The 21,115-nt window shown below is 33.0% G+C and carries 17 protein-coding genes; 8 read left to right on the top strand and 9 right to left on the bottom strand.

Going from position 1 to position 21,115, the window contains the following annotated elements:
* Positions 1–25 precede the first annotated feature (25 nt).
* Positions 26–1,090: a DUF3810 domain-containing protein gene (locus tag T410_RS09325; protein WP_035670872.1), complete on the bottom strand. Its 1,065-nt coding sequence runs from the start codon at positions 1,088–1,090 to the stop codon at positions 26–28.
* Between the two features lie 110 nt (positions 1,091–1,200).
* On the opposite strand from T410_RS09325, the gene T410_RS09330 reads away from it, so the two are divergent.
* A complete protein-coding gene (locus T410_RS09330) occupies positions 1,201–2,664 on the top strand; it encodes an aminoacyl-histidine dipeptidase (protein WP_035670874.1) in 1,464 nt (487 codons plus the stop codon).
* 278 nt (positions 2,665–2,942) lie between these two features.
* Here the strand turns inward: T410_RS09330 and T410_RS09335 are convergent, their stop codons facing one another.
* The 6 genes from T410_RS09335 to T410_RS09360 form a co-directional block, all read right to left on the bottom strand.
* Positions 2,943–3,281, bottom strand: a complete 339-nt coding sequence (locus T410_RS09335; protein ID WP_035670876.1) for a DHCW motif cupin fold protein — start codon at positions 3,279–3,281, stop codon at positions 2,943–2,945.
* 121 nt (positions 3,282–3,402) lie between these two features.
* Entirely contained in the window at positions 3,403–4,170 is a 768-nt protein-coding gene (locus tag T410_RS09340) for a carboxypeptidase-like regulatory domain-containing protein (protein ID WP_035670881.1), read from the bottom strand.
* An 88-nt stretch (positions 4,171–4,258) separates the two neighbouring features.
* A complete protein-coding gene (locus T410_RS09345; protein ID WP_035670882.1) occupies positions 4,259–6,202 on the bottom strand; it encodes a DEAD/DEAH box helicase in 1,944 nt (647 codons plus the stop codon).
* A gap of 204 nt (positions 6,203–6,406) precedes the next feature.
* Complete coding sequence (locus tag T410_RS09350; protein ID WP_035670885.1) at positions 6,407–6,985, bottom strand: non-canonical purine NTP diphosphatase; 579 nt, start codon at positions 6,983–6,985, stop codon at positions 6,407–6,409.
* Positions 6,986–7,993: 1,008 nt separating this feature from the next.
* Positions 7,994–9,502: an FMN-binding glutamate synthase family protein gene (locus tag T410_RS09355; protein ID WP_035670886.1), complete on the bottom strand. Its 1,509-nt coding sequence runs from the start codon at positions 9,500–9,502 to the stop codon at positions 7,994–7,996.
* Between the two features lie 40 nt (positions 9,503–9,542).
* Positions 9,543–10,328 (bottom strand): NYN domain-containing protein, encoded by a 786-nt coding sequence (locus T410_RS09360; RefSeq protein ID WP_035670888.1) that lies wholly within the window; start codon positions 10,326–10,328, stop codon positions 9,543–9,545.
* A gap of 251 nt (positions 10,329–10,579) precedes the next feature.
* Here T410_RS09360 and T410_RS09365 point away from each other — a divergent pair, with 251 nt between their 5' ends.
* Together T410_RS09365 and T410_RS09370 are read left to right on the top strand one after the other, a co-directional pair.
* A complete protein-coding gene (locus tag T410_RS09365; protein ID WP_035670891.1) occupies positions 10,580–11,842 on the top strand; it encodes a pyridoxal phosphate-dependent aminotransferase family protein in 1,263 nt (420 codons plus the stop codon).
* A 121-nt stretch (positions 11,843–11,963) separates the two neighbouring features.
* The gene (locus T410_RS09370; protein ID WP_035670894.1) at positions 11,964–12,431 is read left to right on the top strand and encodes a hypothetical protein; all 468 of its coding nucleotides are present in this window, start codon (positions 11,964–11,966) and stop codon (positions 12,429–12,431) included.
* 91 nt (positions 12,432–12,522) lie between these two features.
* Here T410_RS09370 and T410_RS09375 read toward each other — a convergent pair whose 3' ends face one another.
* Together T410_RS09375 and T410_RS09380 are read right to left on the bottom strand one after the other, a co-directional pair.
* Positions 12,523–13,641: a hypothetical protein gene (locus T410_RS09375; RefSeq protein WP_035670896.1), complete on the bottom strand. Its 1,119-nt coding sequence runs from the start codon at positions 13,639–13,641 to the stop codon at positions 12,523–12,525.
* An 8-nt stretch (positions 13,642–13,649) separates the two neighbouring features.
* On the bottom strand, positions 13,650–14,615 hold the full coding sequence (locus T410_RS09380) for a transporter (RefSeq protein ID WP_035670900.1): 966 nt from the start codon (positions 14,613–14,615) through the stop codon (positions 13,650–13,652).
* A 123-nt stretch (positions 14,616–14,738) separates the two neighbouring features.
* Between T410_RS09380 and T410_RS09385 the strand changes: the two genes are divergently transcribed.
* The 5 genes from T410_RS09385 to T410_RS09405 all read left to right on the top strand — a co-directional run bounded on the left by T410_RS09385 (position 14,739) and on the right by T410_RS09405 (position 21,113).
* Positions 14,739–15,020: a DUF4834 family protein gene (locus tag T410_RS09385; RefSeq protein ID WP_035670903.1), complete on the top strand. Its 282-nt coding sequence runs from the start codon at positions 14,739–14,741 to the stop codon at positions 15,018–15,020.
* Positions 15,021–15,069: 49 nt separating this feature from the next.
* Complete coding sequence (locus tag T410_RS09390; protein ID WP_035670906.1) at positions 15,070–17,496, top strand: YfhO family protein; 2,427 nt, start codon at positions 15,070–15,072, stop codon at positions 17,494–17,496.
* 49 nt (positions 17,497–17,545) lie between these two features.
* Positions 17,546–18,829 carry a glycosyltransferase family 4 protein gene (locus T410_RS09395; protein ID WP_035670908.1) on the top strand — a complete coding sequence of 428 codons (1,284 nt, stop codon included), beginning with the start codon at positions 17,546–17,548 and terminating at the stop codon, positions 18,827–18,829.
* A gap of 41 nt (positions 18,830–18,870) precedes the next feature.
* On the top strand, positions 18,871–20,340 hold the full coding sequence (locus tag T410_RS09400) for a lipopolysaccharide biosynthesis protein (protein WP_035670911.1): 1,470 nt from the start codon (positions 18,871–18,873) through the stop codon (positions 20,338–20,340).
* Between the two features lie 473 nt (positions 20,341–20,813).
* Positions 20,814–21,113 (top strand): hypothetical protein, encoded by a 300-nt coding sequence (locus T410_RS09405; protein ID WP_035670914.1) that lies wholly within the window; start codon positions 20,814–20,816, stop codon positions 21,111–21,113.
* Positions 21,114–21,115: the final 2 nt, after the last annotated feature.

A 21,115-nucleotide genomic window follows, 5' to 3' on the forward strand; every position in this document is an offset into this window, starting at 1 on the left:
AGGAATAGGCTATATCGGTTTACGTTTATAGCCTATTGTTGTTTTTATAATAATTCACCATCAAATTCACAAATTTACTGTATCCTTCCATACCGTCTTTTTGTTGGTTTAATTTCAGGAAATTATCGTAAAAAGCATGAAAACCGGTTTCAATTGGGGTTTCATATTGCTTCCAAAAGGCATCACTTTCTTTGTAGTTTTTCAAAATTCCCGGATGAACGGTTTTTAGTAGTTGTTTAAATATTTTTTCATTTCGAACTTGCCAATTGGCTAAACAATAACGCAAAGCCATACTGTAACCGGAATATTGAAAGTATAAATTTTCATTTTTAACGGAAGCTAAAAAACCAATAAAATTACATTCGCTTTCACTGGCATATCCCATTTGATGCGCCATTTCATGATTAGTAGTCATAGGGAAACTATACATTGGTCCAAGATCATTTACCTGAGCTTCATTGGTAAACGGATTTAAATAACCTCCAAAACCCATATAAGTTAATGGTAAACTGAGAATCGATTTCTTTGTGCTTAGATGATTGTAAGTGAAATAGGAGTACTGGTTCGATAAGTTTTTATACCCATTCAAATTCATTTTAAAAACTTGTTCTTGCGAGTAAGGAAACACCACTTTTAAAGTGTCGTTTTTTGTAATTTGACCTTGTACAGCATTAGTTTTGATTATTAGTTTTTTGGTAAAAACCAATAAGTCAGTATCTGAATAGTCTTTTTTAATGGCCATTTTTTCAAAAAGTGGTTCACGGTGGTAATTGAGCGCCCATAGAATATGGAATAAAAAATAAAAAACAGAAATAAAACTGAGAACTGCCAAGGTGTTGTTTTTCCATTCTTGTTTCCAAGATTTTCTTTTGTTCCAAAACCATTTCAAAATAAGGAAAATGACAATAAAATAAATGCAATCACCTACAGAAAATGGAATCGCACCAAAAATTATTCTCGAAGACTTAGCGATAATTGGATACAAACCATTACTGTAAAAATGCTCCACTTGTTCTGGGAAAAAAGGAATAATCTGCAAAAAAAACATTTGGATTAAAAGGAACGAAGGAAGAAAATATTTTGGTTTCACAGTATGAATTTTGAATATGCAAAGGTAATTACAATATCAATTAGTATCGAAAAAGAATTTAAACTTTGTAACTTTGGTGCTTGTAAATGTTAAACCTCAAACAAAAATAAATGAGCCAAGAAATAAGAAATCTGGAACCAAAAGTACTTTGGAATAAGTTTGCTGATTTGAATGCCGTGCCTCGTCCTTCTAAAAAAGAAGAGAGAGTCATTGAGTTTATGAAGAACTTCGGTACAAATCTTGGATTAGAAACTTTTGAAGATGAAATTCGGAATGTAATTATCCGTAAACCGGCTACTCCAGGAATGGAAAATCGCAAAGCGATTGTACTTCAGGGACATTTGGATATGGTACATCAAAAAAATGCAGATACTGTTTTTGATTTTGATACGCAAGGAATCGATATGTATGTGGATGGAGACTGGGTTCGTGCTCGAGGAACAACTCTTGGCGCTGATAACGGTCTGGGTGTTGCAGCAATAATGGCAATTTTGGAAAGTACTGATATTCCTCATCCTGCTATTGAAGCTTTGTTTACTATTGATGAAGAAACTGGAATGACAGGAGCTTTGAATTTAAAAGGAGGCATTTTGCAAGGGCAAATTCTTTTGAATTTAGATACAGAGGAAGACGATGAGGTTGATATTGGTTGTGCAGGTGGAATTGACGTGACTGCTACAGCTGAGTATGATGAAGAGGAAACTCCTGAAGGTTCTGTAGGATACTCGATTACTGTGAAAGGCTTGAATGGTGGACATTCAGGAATGGATATTCATAAAGGATTGGGTAATGCCAATAAAATTATGAACCGATTGTTGTTTGATGGTTTTGATAATTTTGGTTTGCAAATTGCTGAAATAAAAGGAGGAAGTTTACGCAATGCGATTCCGCGTGAAAGTCAGGCGAAAGTAATTATTGCTGAAGTTTATGATGAAGCTTTTGTTTTTGACATGCAGCAAATTGTAAACGAAATCAAAGCAGAGTTAAAAACAACAGAACCAAATCTTGAAGTTGTTTTTGAAAAAATGGATGTAACTCCCGCTAAAGTAATGCCGTCAATTGCACAGTTTTACTTTGTGAGAGCGATGTATACTGCACATAACGGAGTCTACAGAATGAGTGCTGATTTTGATAACTTAGTAGAAACTTCGAATAATATAGCGAAGGTAGTACTTGGTGAAGGGCAACTTTCGGTACAATGTTTAACACGTTCCTCGGTGGAAACATCTAAATTTGATTTGGCTAATGCTTTGCGTTCTGCTTTTGAATTAATGGGGTGTGAAGTAGAATTTTCAGGTTCATATCCAGGCTGGACACCAAATTCTAAATCGGAAATTTTGGATGTTTTAGTTCCAATCTACGAAAAACAAAACGGTGAAAAACCAAAAGTTGTGGCTTGTCATGCCGGACTAGAATGTGGGATTCTGGGAACTAATTATCCGGATATGGACATGATTTCTTTTGGACCAACTATTCATGGAGCGCATTCTCCAGATGAAAGAGCAAGTATTTCCTCTTCTCAGAAATTTTGGAAGTTTGTATTGGAAATTTTAGCTACTATTCCTGTAAAATAGTATTCAGTTATTGAAAAAAGTGGTCAGTATTCAGTTTAAAAAAGAGTTCAGTTGTAAAAACTAACTACTAAACGACGGATAACTGACCACTAATTTTTTAGTCTCTTTTAGGGCTATTTTTCTTTTCTCTTTTTTCTTCTTTCTTTTCTTTAGCCGTTTTTAAAGGTTCTTTTTTTACGGTTTTCTTAGCGTCTTGACTTTTTGCCATGATATAGTTATTTAATTTTTTAAATTAGATGTGAGTAAATGTAGATAATATTTTGATTTATTTTTTAATATTATTTCAAAAAATCACCATCTATGATTAATAATTCAACTCCATTAGTGGCAATCGAGCGATGGGAACTTAAATTATCAGAAACTATATAAGTCATTCCTTTAGATAAATTTTTTTGTTCTCCGTTTTCCATTTCACTGATAAAATCACCTTCGAGGCAGTGTACAATATGTCCTTTTTGGCACCAATGATCTGCTAAATAACCGTCGGAATAAATAACTTTTCGAATTCGTAATCCTCCTAATTGTATCGTTTGCCAATAGGCTATTCCCGTTTCTCCTTTATGTTCTGTTCTTTCTATTTTGTCCCAATTAATGGCTTGAAAAGGTATATTAGACATGGATTTTGTTTATTGGATTAGTTAATTTAAGCTAAAACTCAAATCTAAGTATTTTAAAGTAAAAATCCCCAACTACTTTTGTAATTGAGGATTGAATTTATTTATATAAAAACGGAATGTTTTATTTCTTTTTTAGAATCTTATATTCTTCATAACAACCACTTATGGCGTCCATAATTTGTAAATCATTTGCTGTTTGTATGAAAGCTTCTGAATAATTGCAACGCTGTAAAATTTCGGATAATTCATTTTTATCCACGCCAAGAAGTACAGATATCGTTTCTCTGTCAAATTTAGACTCAAGTAAATTTCGAACTGTATCATCCTTTTTCATTTCTTTTAGCTTCTTGAGTTCCTTTGGGTTTTTACCAAAGAAATTATAAAGCATATCTGCAGGGTTAAAGATTGAACCCAGTACTCTTCCAAAAGCATTTGGAGAATATTCACCTGCCTCGTACCCTTGTGTCAGTCCTGAAATACTATAACGGTAGTTTTCTTTTGTTGGAATTAATTTAGAATCAACTTCAAGATATCCAGTTAGATTAAAAGGTCTTATGATTACTTCTTCTAGTGCTATTGCTTTTTCGGTAAGTTGAATTTTGGTACTTTTGTTTTTTATCCAGTCATTAGTAACACGGACTCTTAAAGATTGAAATCCTAAACTGGTAAAGTGTAAAGTGTCATTTGGTTGTACGTCAATTTCGAAATATCCTCTCGAATCAGTAGTTGCTCCTCTTACTTTATTGATATTGATAATGTTTACATTAGACAAAGGCTGTTTCGTGCTGTTGTTGATAATGATACCATTGACTTTTTGGGAGGGTTCTGTGACTTGTGCAAATGCAGTTGCAGATAGTACTAAAAAAAAGAAAACTACAAAATATTTCATAAACTCATTTAAAACTTTAAAAGTAGTAAAAGAGGATTAAATATTTTGTAGTTCCAGTATATAATTATAAGAAAATTAACAATAGATGTTAGTCTCTTCTTGGTCTTCTTGGTCTTGGTGAATCACCAAAGCTTTCTGAACGTCTAGGTGCTCTGTCAGATGAACCTTCAGTTCTTGGTCTGTCAGATGAAAAACCACCTTCTCTTCTTGGAGCTGATGAGCTTCTTGGTCCGAATCCACCTTCTCTAGGAGCTGAATTTCTATCGCTTCTGAATCCACCACCTGAACCTTCTCTTCTTGGAGCAAAACTACCTTCTCTTCTTGGAGCTGAACTTCTTTCGCCTGAGCGACCTCCGCCAAAACTTCCGCCAGAACTTCTTCCGTTATGGTCACGTCTTCCGCCGCCATCATTTTTAGAAATTTCAACATTGATTCTACGTCCTTCTAATTGTACGTTGTTCAATACTTCCATTACTTTGTCAGTATGTTCCGGATCCGTATTAAAGAAAGAGAAACCTTCTTTTACATCTACTTTAAAAACGTCATCACGACCTAAGTCTAATGTTTCTTTCAAGTAATCTTTCAATGACATCCAATCGAAGTTATCTCTAGAACCTATGTTCACGAAATATCTTGTTGCACCACCATTGTTATTTTCTCTTGGAGCACCATCTCTATCATCACGCTCACGTCTTTCAGAACCTGAAGCTTGATTAGAAATATCTCTAGTTTTCTTGTAATAATTGATAAAACGATTAAATTCAACCGATACCATTTTCTTGATTAGTTCTTCTTTCGATAAACCTTCAAGTACACTGTTAATTGCAGGAAGATAGTTGTCAATTTCGTGATCAACTTCTGTATCTTTAATTTTATTAGCTAAGTGTAATAATTGGATTTCGCAGATTTCAATTCCAGAAGGGATTGTTTTCTCTTCAAATTTTTGTTTGATGATTCTTTCAATTGAAGAAATCTTGCGCAATTCGCTTTTAGTAACGATTACAATAGAAGTTCCTAATTTACCAGCACGACCTGTACGACCTGAACGGTGGTTGTACGTTTCGATTTCGTCAGGTAATTGATAATTCACTACGTGAGTAATGTTATCAACGTCAATTCCACGAGCAGCAACGTCAGTAGCCACAAGCATTTGAATTTGTCTCCCTCTAAAAGATTTCATTACACCATCACGTTGCGCTTGAGATAAATCTCCGTGCAATGCAGCAGCGCTGTATCCATCTTCAACTAATTTTTCAGCAACAGCTTGCGTATCTCTTTTGGTACGACAGAAAACTACTGAGAAAATGTCTGGATTGGCATCCGCTAAACGTTTCAAAGCTTCATAACGGTCACGAGCATTTACAAGGTAAAATTCGTGAGATACTGTTGCAGAACCTGAGTTTTTAGCTCCAACTGTAATTTCAATTGGATCTTTCATGAATTGTTTTCCAATACGTGCTACTTCAGCAGGCATTGTTGCAGAGAATAACCATGTGTTTTTTTCGTCTGGCGTAGTAGAAAGGATGTTTACGATATCTTCGTAGAAACCCATGTTCAACATTTCGTCAGCTTCGTCAAGAATACAAAAACTAATTTGAGAGATATTAACCAATCCTCTGTTAATCATGTCTTGCATTCTTCCTGGAGTTGCCACAATAATTTGCGCGCCTCTCTTTATGTCTCTCGCTTGTTCTGTTATGCTAGCTCCACCGTAAACTGCTACTACATTAATACCTTTTTCGTATTTAGAGTAGTTTTTAATTTCGTTGGTAATCTGCAAACAAAGTTCGCGTGTTGGAGATAAAATTAATGCTTGTGTGTTTCTGTTGTTGGCATCAATTTTCTGAATAACTGGAAAACCAAATGCTGCCGTTTTCCCTGTCCCTGTCTGAGCCAACGCAACCATATCTGTGTCTTTTTCCAATAATAGGGGAATCGCTTTCTCCTGTACTTCGGTCGGATTTTCAAATCCTAGATCTAAAATCGCCTTCAGTAACGATTCACTCAATCCTAATTGTTCAAATTTATTCATATGTATTTTTAAAATAGGGTGCAAAATTACTGTTTATAATTCATATAAACTAATGCTATTTTAAGATTTAATGATTTATTGTAATTTGATTATCAGAAAGTTATGTTTTTGATTTGCGAATTATAGTTTTTTCTATATAAAATCAATGTGAAATTATGGCTCAAAACCGAAAATATTGTTATAAAAATGTTGTATTGTGGAAGTTTATTTATTTGCTTTCAGGAAGTCTAAAAGTTGAAGTGTCGCTTTTCCTCTGTGACTAATTTTATTTTTTATTTCTAATGATAATTGGGCAAAAGTTTCCTGATATTCTTCTGGTTTGAAAATAGGATCGTAACCAAATCCTTGATTACCTGATTTTTCTAATGTAATTTCACCTCTGGCAATTCCTGTAAATAGATGCTGTTTGCCATCTAAATTTAAAGCAATGACGGTTTTAAATTGTGCCTTTCTATTATCCTTATCCGATAAGGCTTCCAGCAATTTATTCATATTATCCTCTGCATTACGTTGTTCTCCGGCATACCGTGCAGAATAAACGCCAGGTTCACCGTTTAAAGCAGTAACTTCTAATCCAGTATCATCTGCAAAACAATTAAAACCGTATTTCTGGGTAACATAATTAGCTTTTAAAATGGCATTTCCTTCAATAGTTTCTGCTGTTTCAGGAATTTCTTCATGACAACCGATGCTTTCTAAACTAAGAATTTTTATCGTTTCAGGAAGCATACTTTGTATTTCCAGAATTTTATTTTTGTTATTGGAAGCGAAAACGATTTGCATTTTATAGAATTTATAATAATCCTGTAAAGATACATTTTTTTAGATATTTGTGAACGTCTGTAGCAATGGCGTTCCAATTGATTTATTAATACTAATGATTTATTTTTTATGTGAGAATCATAAGTTATTATTAAGTTTAATTATCTGAAAAAGAATAGGTTAAATAATAGTTAAAGCATTATTTTTAAGTAATATAAGATGTATCTTTGAGTGTGGTTTTGATTAATCACTTGGGTAAAACCATCTGCAAAGAGAAGCTTATTCAAATAGTCATTTCATGCTGAACGGTATGAGTTGATAAATGGTAAATCAAAATCTACAATCGGAGGCCCTTTAAAAGGCCTCCTTTTTTGTGGTTTTCAATGAAGTATAGTGATTGATTTTTTTATTGATTTATCTATTTTTTTTATAGCGGAAGAATAGGATTTGTTTTTAAGTTTTTAAAAATCAATACGTTAAATATTGGTTAAATTCCTTTTTTAGAATTGTTTAAGCCAAAATTCACCTTATCTTTGAGTATGATTTTGATTTGTTTTTGAATATGTCTATCTGCAAAGAGAAGCGTATTTGATAGTCACGATTACCGAAAGGTATCAGTAGATAACAACAAACCAAAATCTAAACTAGGAGGTCTGTATAAGACCTCCTTTTTTATTGCTAAATATTAAAAACAGTAATTTTCTATTTTTCTAATATAATTTTATTAGAAACAATTTTTATTAAAAGTTACTAAACTAATTTTAACTGCAATAATTGGTTAAGAATTATGATTTTAGTATTGAAATTAATACGTTAACGATTAGTTAAAAGTCTGATTTATAGGTTTTATAATGGAATAAAATGGTATCTTTGAGTATGATTTTGATTAATTACTTGAATATATCAATTTTGCAATAAGATATGATAATTCAATAGTCAGCTATACGAGTTAAAGTATAAGTTAGATAATGGTAAATCAGAATCAACAATTGGAGGGCTATAAACGCCCTCCTTTTTTGTTTGTTATTTTTAGTGTCTTGTTACATTCTTTAAATTATCTGGGAAAAACAAATCAGATAGATGAGTAAATTCATCGCCGCGCATAAAAATATTGATATCAACATCGGCAAAACTTTTTTTGCCGGCAGCAGCTAGGAGTTCATTAGCGGCGTGTAGTGTGTTTTTATGAAAATGAAAAACCCGTTCCGATTTATCAGTCACAACTAATCCTTTGATTAACATTTTGTCTTGTGCAGCAACTCCGGTAGGACAGGTGTTGTTGTTGCATCGTAAAGCTTGAATGCATCCCAGAGAGAACATGAATCCACGAGCACTATTGCACATATCAGCACCAAGCGCAACTGCTTTTAGAATGGAATAGCCGGAAATTATTTTACCACTGCAAATGATGCGTATCTTGTCTCTAATACCAAAACGCACTAATGTTTTATTTACAAAAATAAGCGCTGGCTCAAATGGCATTCCTACACCATCTGCAAATTCAAGTGGTGCGGCGCCAGTTCCACCTTCGGCACCATCAACGGTGATGAAATCAGGAAAACAATTTTGAGTAATCATTTCTTGGCAAATCATTTCAAATTCACTGGTTTCACCAATACACAATTTAAAACCAATTGGTTTTCCATTAGAGAGCAAACGTAATTTTGCAATAAATTCTATTAATCCTTTTGTATCTGAAAATGCAGCATGGCCAGGTGGAGAAAGTATCGTTGTATGTGGTTGTACGCCTCTAATTTTAGCTATTTCTACTGTGTTTTTTGCAGCTGGCAAAACGCCGCCATGTCCTGGTTTGGCTCCTTGTGATAATTTAATTTCAATCATTTTTACTTCTGGTAAATTTGCTTTTTCAGCAAATTTGCCTCCGTCAAAACCACCTCTGTCATCGCGACAACCAAAATATCCTGTTCCTATTTGCCAAGTGATGTCGCCACCTTGTTGATGAAACTCAGTCAAACCACCTTCGCCTGTATTGTGATAGAATTTACCTTGGAGAGCTCCCTTATTTAGAGCCATAATAGCATTTTGACTCAAGGAACCAAAACTCATAGCCGAAATGTTTAATAACGAAGCCGAATAGGGCTGCGTACAATCAGGTCCTCCAACTAAAACTCGCGGTAATTCTTCATTGACTTTTGCAGGAAAAATAGAATGTTTAATTCCTTCATAACTCGATTGATTTAAATTTAATTGTGTTCCAAAAGGGGTTGTAGCATCAATGTTTTTGGCTCTTTGATAAGCTAGAGTTCGCTGATTTCTTGAAAATGGTTTTCCGTCTGTGGAACGCTCGATAAAATATTGCTGAATTTCGGGTGCAATCGTTTCAAATAAATACCTAAAATAACCTAAAACAGGAAAATTTCTTAAAATGGCGTGTTTATGTTGAGAGCTATTGGCTATACCTATAATTAACAGTATTGTTATAAGGATTATGAAGATTAGACCTGTATTAAAATAGAAATAGATAATCGAAGTAATGATAAGGGCCGTAATTCCTAAAACGAAAAATTTTTGTCTCATTTTTTTAATAATAAATAGGGTAAATGATTTGAGTTATTTACTAGCTGAAACGCAATCGCACATAAACGTGTTTGATTCCTTTTTTGTCGGATTCTCTTTCGTCGATTTCAAGAATATCGGTAAGGGATTTTAGCATAGGTGTTAGTTTTGCAAAGCCGTAATTTCGTGGGTCAAATTCAGGTTTTCTTTTTACGATAAGATTACCTACATCTCCAAGAAATGCCCAGCCGTCATCATCACAAATGTCTTCTATTGTGGTTTCGATAAGCTCTATGGTGTCTACATCTATTTTGTTTAATGATTTTTCAACAGGTTTTTCTATGGGTTTCTCCACAGGTTTTTTAGTGTCAGCGGAACGTTTTTTTGCTTTTTTCTTTATGGCTCCATCTAATACTTCAATATAAATAAAACGGTCACAGGCGACAATAAATGAATTGGGTGTTTTTTGTTCGCCAATTCCAATGACTTTCATTCCGGATTCTCTCAGTCGAATTGCTAAACGTGTAAAGTCAGAATCACTGGAAACAATACAAAAACCATCCACTTTATCTGAATACAATAAATCCATAGCGTCAATAATCATCGCTGAATCCGATGAGTTTTTACCTACGGTGTAACTGTATTGTTGAATAGGCGTGATAGCATGTTCCAGTAAAACACTTTTCCATCCTCCGGCATTCGGTTTGGTCCAATCGGCATAAATACGTTTGGTGGTTGGTGTTCCAAATTTGGCTATTTCTTCCATCATTCCTTTTACATTGCTGTATGGGACGTTGTCAGCATCAATGAGAACGGCTAGTTTTAATTCTTTTGTATCTTGGGACATAAATTTCTAATGTTGAAATATTTATTCAAATATACAAAGTTTATTGATGAATACGCTTTTTAGCCCTGATCGAAACGGCATCCTTTTGTGCCGTCATTGCTAGGAACTAAGCAATCTTCTTTGGCGGCACAAAAGATATAGTGTAGAGCAGGAAATAGCTCCTGAAAAATAAATTTACTTTCAATACCATTATAAAATTTAAATAATTATTTTTGCAACTTCTTAAAATTAAAATTATTACTTAATATATTATGGTAAAAGATTTATTCGAAAGGATTCAAAACAATAAAGGACCATTAGGAAAATGGGCTTCACAAGCAGAAGGATATTTTGTATTTCCAAAATTAGAAGGAGATTTAGGCCCAAGAATGAAATTTCAAGGAAAAGAGGTTTTGAACTGGAGTTTAAATGACTATTTAGGTCTTGCAAATCACCCTGAAGTGCGTAAAGCAGATGCGGATGCAGCTTTAGAATTTGGTGCAGCTGCTCCAATGGGTGCTCGTATGATGTCAGGTCACACTAAATACCACGAACAATTAGAGAATGAATTAGCTGCTTTTGTTATGAAAGAATCGGCTTATTTATTGAATTTTGGTTACCAAGGAATGGTTTCTATCATTGATGCTTTGGTGACTAGAAATGACGTTATTGTGTATGATGTAGATGGACATGCTTGTATTATTGACGGTGTTCGTTTGCATAGCGGAAAACGTTTTACTTATAAGCACAACGACATTGAAAGTATGGAGAAAAACCTGCAACGTGCCACAAAATTAGCTGCTGAACAAGGAGGAGGAATCCTTTTTATTACTGAAGGTGTTTTTGGGATGCGTGGACAGCAAGGAAAGTTGAAGGAGATTGTAGAAATGAAAAAGAAATACAATTTCCGTCTTTTGGTTGATGATGCTCACGGTTTTGGTACTCTTGGTAAAACAGGAGCTGGAGCAGGTGAGGAGCAAGGTTGCCAAGATGGAATTGATGTTTATTTCTCAACTTTTGCCAAATCAATGGCGAATATTGGTGCTTTTGTGGCTGCCGATAAAGACATTATCGATTATTTAAAATACAATTTGCGTTCTCAAATGTTTGCGAAAGCATTGCCAATGATTCAAACTATTGGTTCTTTGAAACGTTTGCAATTGTTGCGTGATAACCCAGGATTGAAAGACAAACTTTGGGAGAATGTAAATGCTTTGCAAAATGGTTTGAGAAGCAAAGGATTTAATATTGGTGATACCAATACTTGCGTTACACCAGTTTATTTGGAAGGAAGCGTGCCAGAAGCGATGGTAATGGTAAATGACTTAAGAGAGAATTATGGTATTTTCTTGTCAATAGTAATTTATCCAGTTATTCCAAAAGGAATGATTTTATTGCGTGTTATTCCTACTGCACCTCACACTTTGTCAGATATTGACGAAACACTAACAGCTTTTGAAGCTATTCGTGAAAAATTAGTAAACGGTACTTACAAAGAAATTGCAGCACAAACTACAGTAGATTTAGATGCTTAGTTATTAAAATTATTATAATTTTCAGTTTATAAAAAATCCATTAGCTTTTGTTGATGGATTTTTTTTTGAAATCTATCGGACCAATAAAGACTATATTTATACAACTTAAAATTTAAAGTGTATGAAAAAAGTAATTGTATTAGGTGTCGTTTTTATGAGTGTCCTAATTTCTTGTAAAAAAGAAAAAGAAGGGGCTCCGGCTGCATCAGAAAAAATAACTGTTGAAGAACCTGTATCCGAAGAATGTTATAGCGCAATTATAAAAAAGGATACGATTGCAATGACTTTGAATATAAAGGGAGAACAATTGACTTCGGGGAAATTGAGTTATAATTTCTATGAAAAAGATAAAAGCTTTGGAACATTAATTGGAAAAATAAAAGGAGATACGCTTTTTGCAGATTATGCTTTTATGTCCGAAGGTCTTGCCACAGTTCGTCAAGTCGTCTTTTTGAAAAAAGGAAATGCGTATGTGGAAGGCTTTGGTGATGTTGTAGATGATAATAAGGGAAAAGTAACTTTTAAAGACACGAAACAATTAAAATTTGACGGGAACATCGTTTTGTCCAAAGTAGATTGTAAAATGTAGCGTCACTTTTAAAGTGAAACTATTTAAAACTAAAAAAATCCATTAGCCTAAGTTAATGGATTTTTTAGTTTTTAGTACAATATCTAAAATACTACAAATTCTTTATAAAAGTACATCTACGTTTATGCACTACAGGGTTAAAATGTTTCCACAAGTTATGAATGGCAAGGTTATCTGCTAATTCAGGAGTTCTGAAGCAATTCACTACCCCTTTTTCTTTGAAAGTATGGTAATATTCGTTAAAAATTATTGCTGTAACCGCTTTGTTTTGGTAATTAGGATGTACACCAATCAGATAGAAAATCATATCCTTACTTTGGTTTTTGGCTTTCAGCAAATGAAGGAATCCAAATGGGAATAATTTTCCTTTTGATTTTTGCAATGCTTCCGAAAATGAAGGCATCACAATGCTAAAAGCAACAATATTATGGTCTTTGTCTTCTACAAATTTGATGAATTCTGGATTGATAAAACTGATGTATTTTTTCTTGAAATACTCTTTTTGAATATCAGAAATAGCTACAAAAGATGATAAAGAAGCATAAGATTCGTTGAATAAATCAAACATTTTATCTACATGTGGCATAACTTCTTTAGTAGTTTTGAAATTAAGCGGACTTAACTGGTATCTTCTTTTTACCAAATCATTTGCCTTTTCAAAAAATTCCAGTTTTACGTTTTCGAAAGGGAATTTACTTTCTAGGTATTTTTTTTCTACGCTATATCCCAATTGCTCAAAATGACTGGCGTAATACGGATGATTATACCAAGTAATCATGGTTCCTATTTCGTCAAAACCTTCCGTCAAAACGCCTACTTTATCTAAATTAGAAAATCCCATCGGGCCTTCAACGTGTTCTAAATTGTTTTTTCGACCTAATTCATATACTTTTTCTAAAAGCGCTTTGGTTACTTCGATATCATCAATTACATCAAACCAACCAAAACGAACTTTCTTTTTTTGCTGATCGTTTACTTCGCTCCAATTGATTATGGCAGCTATTCGACCTACAATTTCGTTGCCTTTGTAAGCAATATAAAAGTAGGCTTCGGCATTTTCGAAAGCAGGATTTTTAGTTTTGTCAAAGGTTTCTAATTCATCCGCAATGATTGGCGGAACCCAGTATTTATTGTTTTTGTATAAGGAAAAAGGAAATTTAATATAATCCGTTAACTCCTTTTTTGTTGTAGCTTCTTTTATTGTAATCATTATTCTTTTTATTGCGTGTTTTCTATTTCGTCTTTGCGTTTTTTATTTTTCTTTTCTACTTTTTTTACTGATTTCGATTTTTTATCGCCTCCGCTATCAATACTCATTCGCACTTCCTGATAATTGGCATCATAACGCCATGAAAAACCAACTCCACCATAAAGGACTGACGGCGTATCTTTGAAATTAGTACTTATTGAAGCATCAATTTGCATGTCTTTGTTTAATAAATATGCAGCGCCTCCACGAACAATTGCATCACTGTAAAAATCACTTTTGAAGCCTTGATTTTCTACAAAACCAGACCATTTATCATTGAGTCCTTTTGTTAAGGTTAATACGTAGCCATAACTAGGATAATCAGTCGATATATAATCAGCTATGATATTCGTTACAAAAACCCAAGTTCCGTCGCCTAAATGGTTTTGTGTAATCAACATGATTTTTGGGGATATACTGGATTTTGGAGTAAATGAATACGGATTATCTGCCATTGTAAAATTAGCTCCTGCAAATACGGAAACTGCTGGTATTAACTGGTGCCAATTGAAAGCATGGTTGGCTTTCCAACTATACACATTTATTTTTTTTTCGTAATTTTTAAAAGGATCGTAAATTAGATATTTAGCTCCCAAAACCGTTTGTTTCAAAGCAGATCGATTCGTATTATTGAATAGTGTTGTGAATTTTTCGTTTTGGTATTGTAAATCGGCAATCAATTCTAATTTTTCCATGAACAATCCCCATCTTAATGTAGCATCAATCCCAAAACCATTGGCATCATAATTCAATAAATTATGTTTTTCTTTAATGCCGTAAATACCTGTTTCTATTTGAATTACTGATTTTCCAACTGCAAAAGCCGACATGGTTTCACCGGGTCTGTTAGAGTTTATTTGATCCGTATGCTGTCCATAATGAATAATCGGAATCATAAAAAGAACTCCTAAAAATAAGATTTTGATTTTGAACATATTATTTTTTTTGGGTTAAAAAGTAATAACGCTTTTCAAATGTACTATATTTTATTATTTATTTAAGAATGATATTTTAATTTTGAATGTTGGATTTGTTAATTTTGTAAAAAATATTTGATTATGCAAACAGCTTCTTTTACAGGTTTTATAGAAACGATATTTTATATTCTGGCTTTCTATTACATTTTTAAATTTTTGGCAAAGTTATTCTTGCCTTTATTAGTTAAGAAAGTAGTAGAGAAAGCGGGACAAAATTTTCAGCAACAACAACAATATTCACAAGATAATTCTTGGAAAACTACGCAAAGTAAAGACGAAGTGATTTACAATGCTGCGAATGCCAAAAATCCTCGTGAAACCAAAAAAGTAGGAGATTATGTCGATTACGAAGAAATAGATTAAATTTGCCGTAAAACTAAGATCTCATTACTTTAAACCAAACTTTCAAAAATTGAAAATAATAAATAAGTTCTATCCGCATGCACTGGCCATACTTGGTTTTGTGCTTACATCTTTAATCTATTTTTATCCTGTATTGCAAGGAAAACAAATTTCCCAATCGGATATTGCTCAATACACCGGAATGGCAAAGGAGCAAAATGATTTTAGAGCCTCAGATCATGTGGAACCTTATTGGACAAACTCCGCTTTTGGAGGGATGCCAACCTATCAGCTTGGTGCTAATTATCCTCATGATTACATTGGAAAAATTGATGATGCCTTACGGTTTTTACCGCGTCCTGCCGATTATTTATTTCTATACTTTCTTGGTTTTTATGGGTTAATGTTAGTATTGAAAATAGATCCTTTGAAAGCCTTTTTCGGTGCATTGGCTTTTGGTTTTTCTACTTATTTGATTATTATACTTGGTGTTGGACATAATGCGAAAGCGCATGCAATTGCTTATATGCCGCTCGTTGTTGCCGGTTTTATTTTAGTTTTTCGAAAAAAATACATTTCAGGCGGTTTATTGACGATGTTTGCCGTGGCATTAGAAATTAATGCCAACCACTTTCAAATGACATATTATTTGTTGATTTTCTTATTAATCCTTTCTAGTTATTTTATTTATCAGGCAATAAAAGAGAAGGAATATAAATCACTGCTGTATTCTTTTGGTGTTTTGGCGGTTGCCGGTATTTTTGCTTTGGGTGCCAATGCGACTAATTTATTGGCTACAGCCGAGTATACTAATTTTAGTATTCGAGGTAAAAGCGAATTAACCTTTAATTCAGACGGGTCTAAAACGACCAGCAATAGTGCGATGACGCACGATTATATCACAGAATACAGTTATGGAATAGCTGAAAGTTTCAATCTTATTGCACCAAGACTTTTTGGAGGTTCAAATCATGAAGCGTTAGGTCAAGATAGCGAAATGTATAACTTTATGATTGGTAAAGGTGTACCGGAAGCTCAGGCTAACGATTTTGTTTCGGGGATGCCTACGTATTGGGGAGATCAACCTATTGTAGCTGCACCTGCTTATATTGGAGCTGTAGTTTTCTTTTTAGGAATCTTGGCTTTGTTTATAGACAAACGAAAAATTAAATATGTATTTCTTTCGGGAGCACTTGTGGCATTAGTGCTTTCTTGGGGTAAAAATTTCCCTGCTTTGACGGACTTTTTTATTGATTATGTTCCCATGTATGATAAGTTTAGAGCAGTTTCCTCGATACAAGTAGTTTTAGAGTTATGCTTTCCGGTTCTTGCTATTATGGGATTACAATCTTTTTTCAAATTAGATAAAACGATTCCAAAACAGCAGGAAAAAGCATTATTAGAAACTGGTGTTTTTAGTTTGGGAGTGATTTTGATTTTGTTCTTGTGTAAAAGTCTGTTTAGTTTTTCAGGTGGTAGTGACGAGTATTATTTGCAAAATTATGGACTGGATTTCATAAACGCACTCAAAGAAGACAGGAAAAGTTTATATTCAGCAGATTTATTGCGTTCTGCTTTCTTTATTTTGCTTTCAGCCGGAGTTTTGTGGTTGTTTATAAAAAATAAATTTGCTCAGAATACGGCTATCATTTTGGTGGGGATTTTAATGATTTTCGATTTGTTTTTTGTCGATAAAAAATATGTTTCAGGGAAAGATTTTGTCAACGGAAGAGAGGTGGAAGTGCCTTTTCAGGAAACTCCTGCAGATACCCAAATCCTAAAAGACACTACTAATTACAGAGTTTTTGAAGTAGGAGATTTATTAGGTGCCAGAACTTCTTATTTTCATAAATCGATAGGTGGTTATAGTGCTGTAAGACCTCAAAGAATGCAGCAATTAATTGATTACCAAATTGCCAAAAACAACATGGAAATTCTTAATATGCTTAACGTTAAGTATGTAATTCAAAAAGATACCACAGGCAATTCTATCCCAACTCAAAATCCTAATGTTAATGGAAACGCTTGGTTTGTGAATCAGGTAAAATCAGTTCCTTCCACTGATGAAGAAATGAAAGCATTGGACAAATTTGATTCTAAAAATGTAGCGGTTGTTAATGAAAAGGAATTTGAAATTAAAAATAAGGCTTTCGCCAAAGACAGTTCGGCAACAATAACTTTGGATTCATACAAACCCAATGATTTAAAATATACTTCGAACAATAGTAATGAAGGTTTAGCCGTTTTCTCTGAAATTTATTATGGAAAAGGTTGGAATGCATATATCGATGGTAAAGTAACTCCACACATAAGAGCTGATTATACGCTACGTGCACTTGTCATTCCTGCAGGAAAACATACTGTTGAATTCAAGTTCGAACCACAAGTTATAAAAACAGGAAGTACAATTGCATTATTTAGCGCAATAGGAATGCTGTTCCTTTTAATTGGTGGAATTTATTTCGAAAGGAAAAAAGGATTTAAAAGTATTGATTAACAATTTAAGATTAGAATTTTAATTAGTACAATAACCTTAAGCCTTACACTTGGAACCAAAGAAAATCTTAATAATCAGCTACTATTGGCCACCAGCTGGAGGGCCAGGCGTGCAACGTTGGCTTAAGTTTGTTAAATATTTACCTGATTTTGGAATTCAGCCTATTGTGTATATTCCAGAGAATCCAACGTATCCAATTGTCGATGAAAATTTAGTAAAAGAAGTTTCGGATAAAGCGATAGTTCTAAAACTACCCATTTTTGAGCCCTATCAATTGGCTTCGTTTTTTTCGAAAAATAAAACAAAAAAAATCAGTTCGGGAATTATTCCTAATAAGAAGAAACAAAGTTTTCTTGATAAAACTTTCCTTTGGATTCGCGGGAATCTTTTTATTCCGGATGCCCGTGTTTTTTGGGTAAAACCATCGGTTGCTTATTTAGAAAAATATATTCAAGAAAATAATATTGATATCATTATTACTTCTGGACCGCCGCATAGTTTGCATCTTATAGGATTAGAATTAAAGCAAAAATTAAATTTAAAATGGTTTGCTGATTTCAGAGATCCATGGACCACAATTGGGTATCATAAATCGTTACGATTATCTAATTATGCTGCCAAAAAGCACAAGAAATTAGAACATCAGGTTTTGAATACTGCCGATACAATTATAGTAACCAGTAAAACTACCAAAACCGAATTTGAAGCTATTACAAATAAACCAATTGCTGTTATAACGAATGGTTATGATACAGAGAATGTTGAAAAACAAACTTTGGATTCTAAATTTAGTCTGGCACATATAGGTTCATTTCTTTCCGAAAGGAATCCTTTGATTCTATGGGAGAGTTTGGTTGAATTGCTTGAAGAAATTCCAGATTTTAAATCCAATTTAGAAATAAAGTTAATTGGTGCTGTTAGTCAGGAAGTATTGGAAACTATCAACCAATTTGGTTTGAATGCATATTTGAATAATTTAGGCTACGTTTCCCATACCGATGCAATTGCACATCAAAGAAAATCACAGGTTTTATTGCTTATTGAAATAGATTCTCAAGATACAAAAAGTATTATTCCAGGAAAATTATTCGAATATATGGTTTCTAACAGACCTATTATAGCGATTGGACCAAACGGTTCTGATTTTGCCGAAATTATAACTGAAACCAATACAGGTGTGTTTTTTGATTATTCTGATAAAGTGAAGCTAAAAAGTGTAATTTTGGACTTTTATAATCAATTTTTGATGGGGAAATTACAATCTAATGGAGTGGGTTTGCAAAAATATTCCAGAAAGAATCTTACCAAAGAATTAGCACAATTGATTAATTAAAAGAGCGGTCTTTTTACACCTTTAAACTTTAAACTCCTAAAATGGGAATCGTATTAAATCAGTCTTTAAAGAATACAATAATAACATATATCGGTTTTGGAATTGGGGCGATAAATACACTTTATTTATATCCTGTTTTTCTTGGAGCCACCTATTATGCGTTGACGAATTATGTTCTTTCGGCTGCAAATGTTATTATGCCTTTATTTGCGATCGGAATGCAAAACACCCTGGTGAAGTTTTATGCACAATATGAAACTGAGGAAGAACGGTCACAATTCCTGTCTTTTACAATATTATTTCCATTATTAATGTGTATTCCCTTGGGAATAATTGGATTCTTTTTCTTTGATGAGATTTCATTTTTTATTTCTAAGAAAAATGCTGTCGTTAAAGATTTTATTTGGCTTATCCCTTTTACAGGCTTGTGTATGGCCTATTTTGAAATATTTTATGCTTGGGCAAGAGTGCATATGTTTTCTGTTTTTGGCAATTTTATAAAGGAAGTTGGTCTGCGTTTATTTTCTTTATTTGTATTGGTTGGGGTTTACTTTCGTTGGATAACTGTTGTTGATTTTGTTTACATCACGGCGGGTCTTTATTTTTTAGCTTTTATTGTTACCATGCTGTATGCATTTTATATAAAAAGACCAGTTTTTCAATTCTCAATTCCCCACAATGTAAAAGGGATAATGGAATATACTTTTTATATTATTTTATCTGGGAGTGTAGCTAATTTACTTTTAGATGGCGACAAAATCATTTTGAATCAGTATATGAAGATCGAGAATATTGCCTATTATTCGGTTGCTACTTATATAGCTTTAGTCATTTCAGTTCCTAGTCGTGCCATGCATCAAATAGTTTATCCCATTACGGCAAAGCTAATGCATGAGAATAAACACGACGAACTCAATAGTTTGTATAAAAAAACATCAATTAATTTGCAAATTGTGGGTGGTTTTGTAATGTTATGCATTTTTGTCAATATCAATCAATTGTATGAAATGGTGCCAAAAGAATATAGTGGCGGTATTTTGGTTGTTTTTATGATTGGAATTTCTAAATATTTTGATTTGATGCTAGGCAATAATAATGCGATAATATTTAATACAAAATACTATAGAGCCGTATTGTTTTTAGGTGTTTTTTTAGTGATTTTGACAGTGGGATTGAATATGATTTTTATTCCAATATATGGAATTATCGGATCTGCATTTGCCACTTTATTATCAATTACGTTGTATAGTTTAGCTAAATTACTCTTTGTGGTCAAACGGTTGAATCTGTTTCCATTCACGGACCAAACAGTACATTCTATGGCAATTACTTTTGCTTTGTTTTTGTTGTTTTATTTTTGGGAATTTCCTTTAAATCCAATTATTGCCATAGGATTAAAATCTCTTTTGGTTACGGTTTTATACGTTTATCTTAATTATAAATTTGTTGTTTCAGCTGAAATTAATCAAGTTCTTGATACTGTTTTGAAAAAGTTAAAAATAAATATATAATAAGCCAAGATTTCTTTTTGTTTTAAAATAAACGATTCAATAGAAGGAAACTCTTCAGTATATAAATGATTTGAATACAGAATTAGCAATCTGCGGGTAGTATTTTTTTATAAGATTAACCAGATCATACTTGAATTATTTTTTTGCTTTTTAAGCCTTTTATTACAATTTTTCCATTTTCCGCAAAACTTTCACGTTACTAATTTTCTAATTTAGAAAGGATTTAGTTTTAAATACTGTGAATTTTATAAGTTTACCCAAATATTTTATAATGTTTCAACACCTTTTTTAAAATACATTTGTCTTGTGTTTTGATAGTTAAAATATGAAATTTCGGGGTTTAGTTTTTGGGCAAATATCACTAAAAGTGGGTATTGTGCAAATTAGATTGAACTCTTAATTTTGAATTAATTATTTGAATTAATTAATTGGAAGTATAAAGGATTAATTGGCTAATAATAAAAAGAAAAATTATGAAAATTAACCATATGACTAACGAAGAAAATTTACAAAAATTTTCAAATATCATTGCTAATAAAATTCATGATGGATTTATTGTTACAGAAAGAAATGATAAATTACCTTTTGCAGTTTTATCAAAAGGCGGAAAAGAAGTAGATCATACTTTCAATTTTTTACTTTTTTGTCTGACTTTAGGATTATGGTCTATAGCTTGGGTTTATTTGACTTATGTAACTTCTAAAGAAAAAAAGATATTGGTAGCAATCGATGAGGATGGCAATACCTTTGAGGAAAAATGCTATTCGGAATAGAT

The sequence above is a fragment of the Flavobacterium sp. 83 genome (assembly GCF_000744835.1).
Classification (GTDB): Bacteria; Bacteroidota; Bacteroidia; order Flavobacteriales; family Flavobacteriaceae; genus Flavobacterium.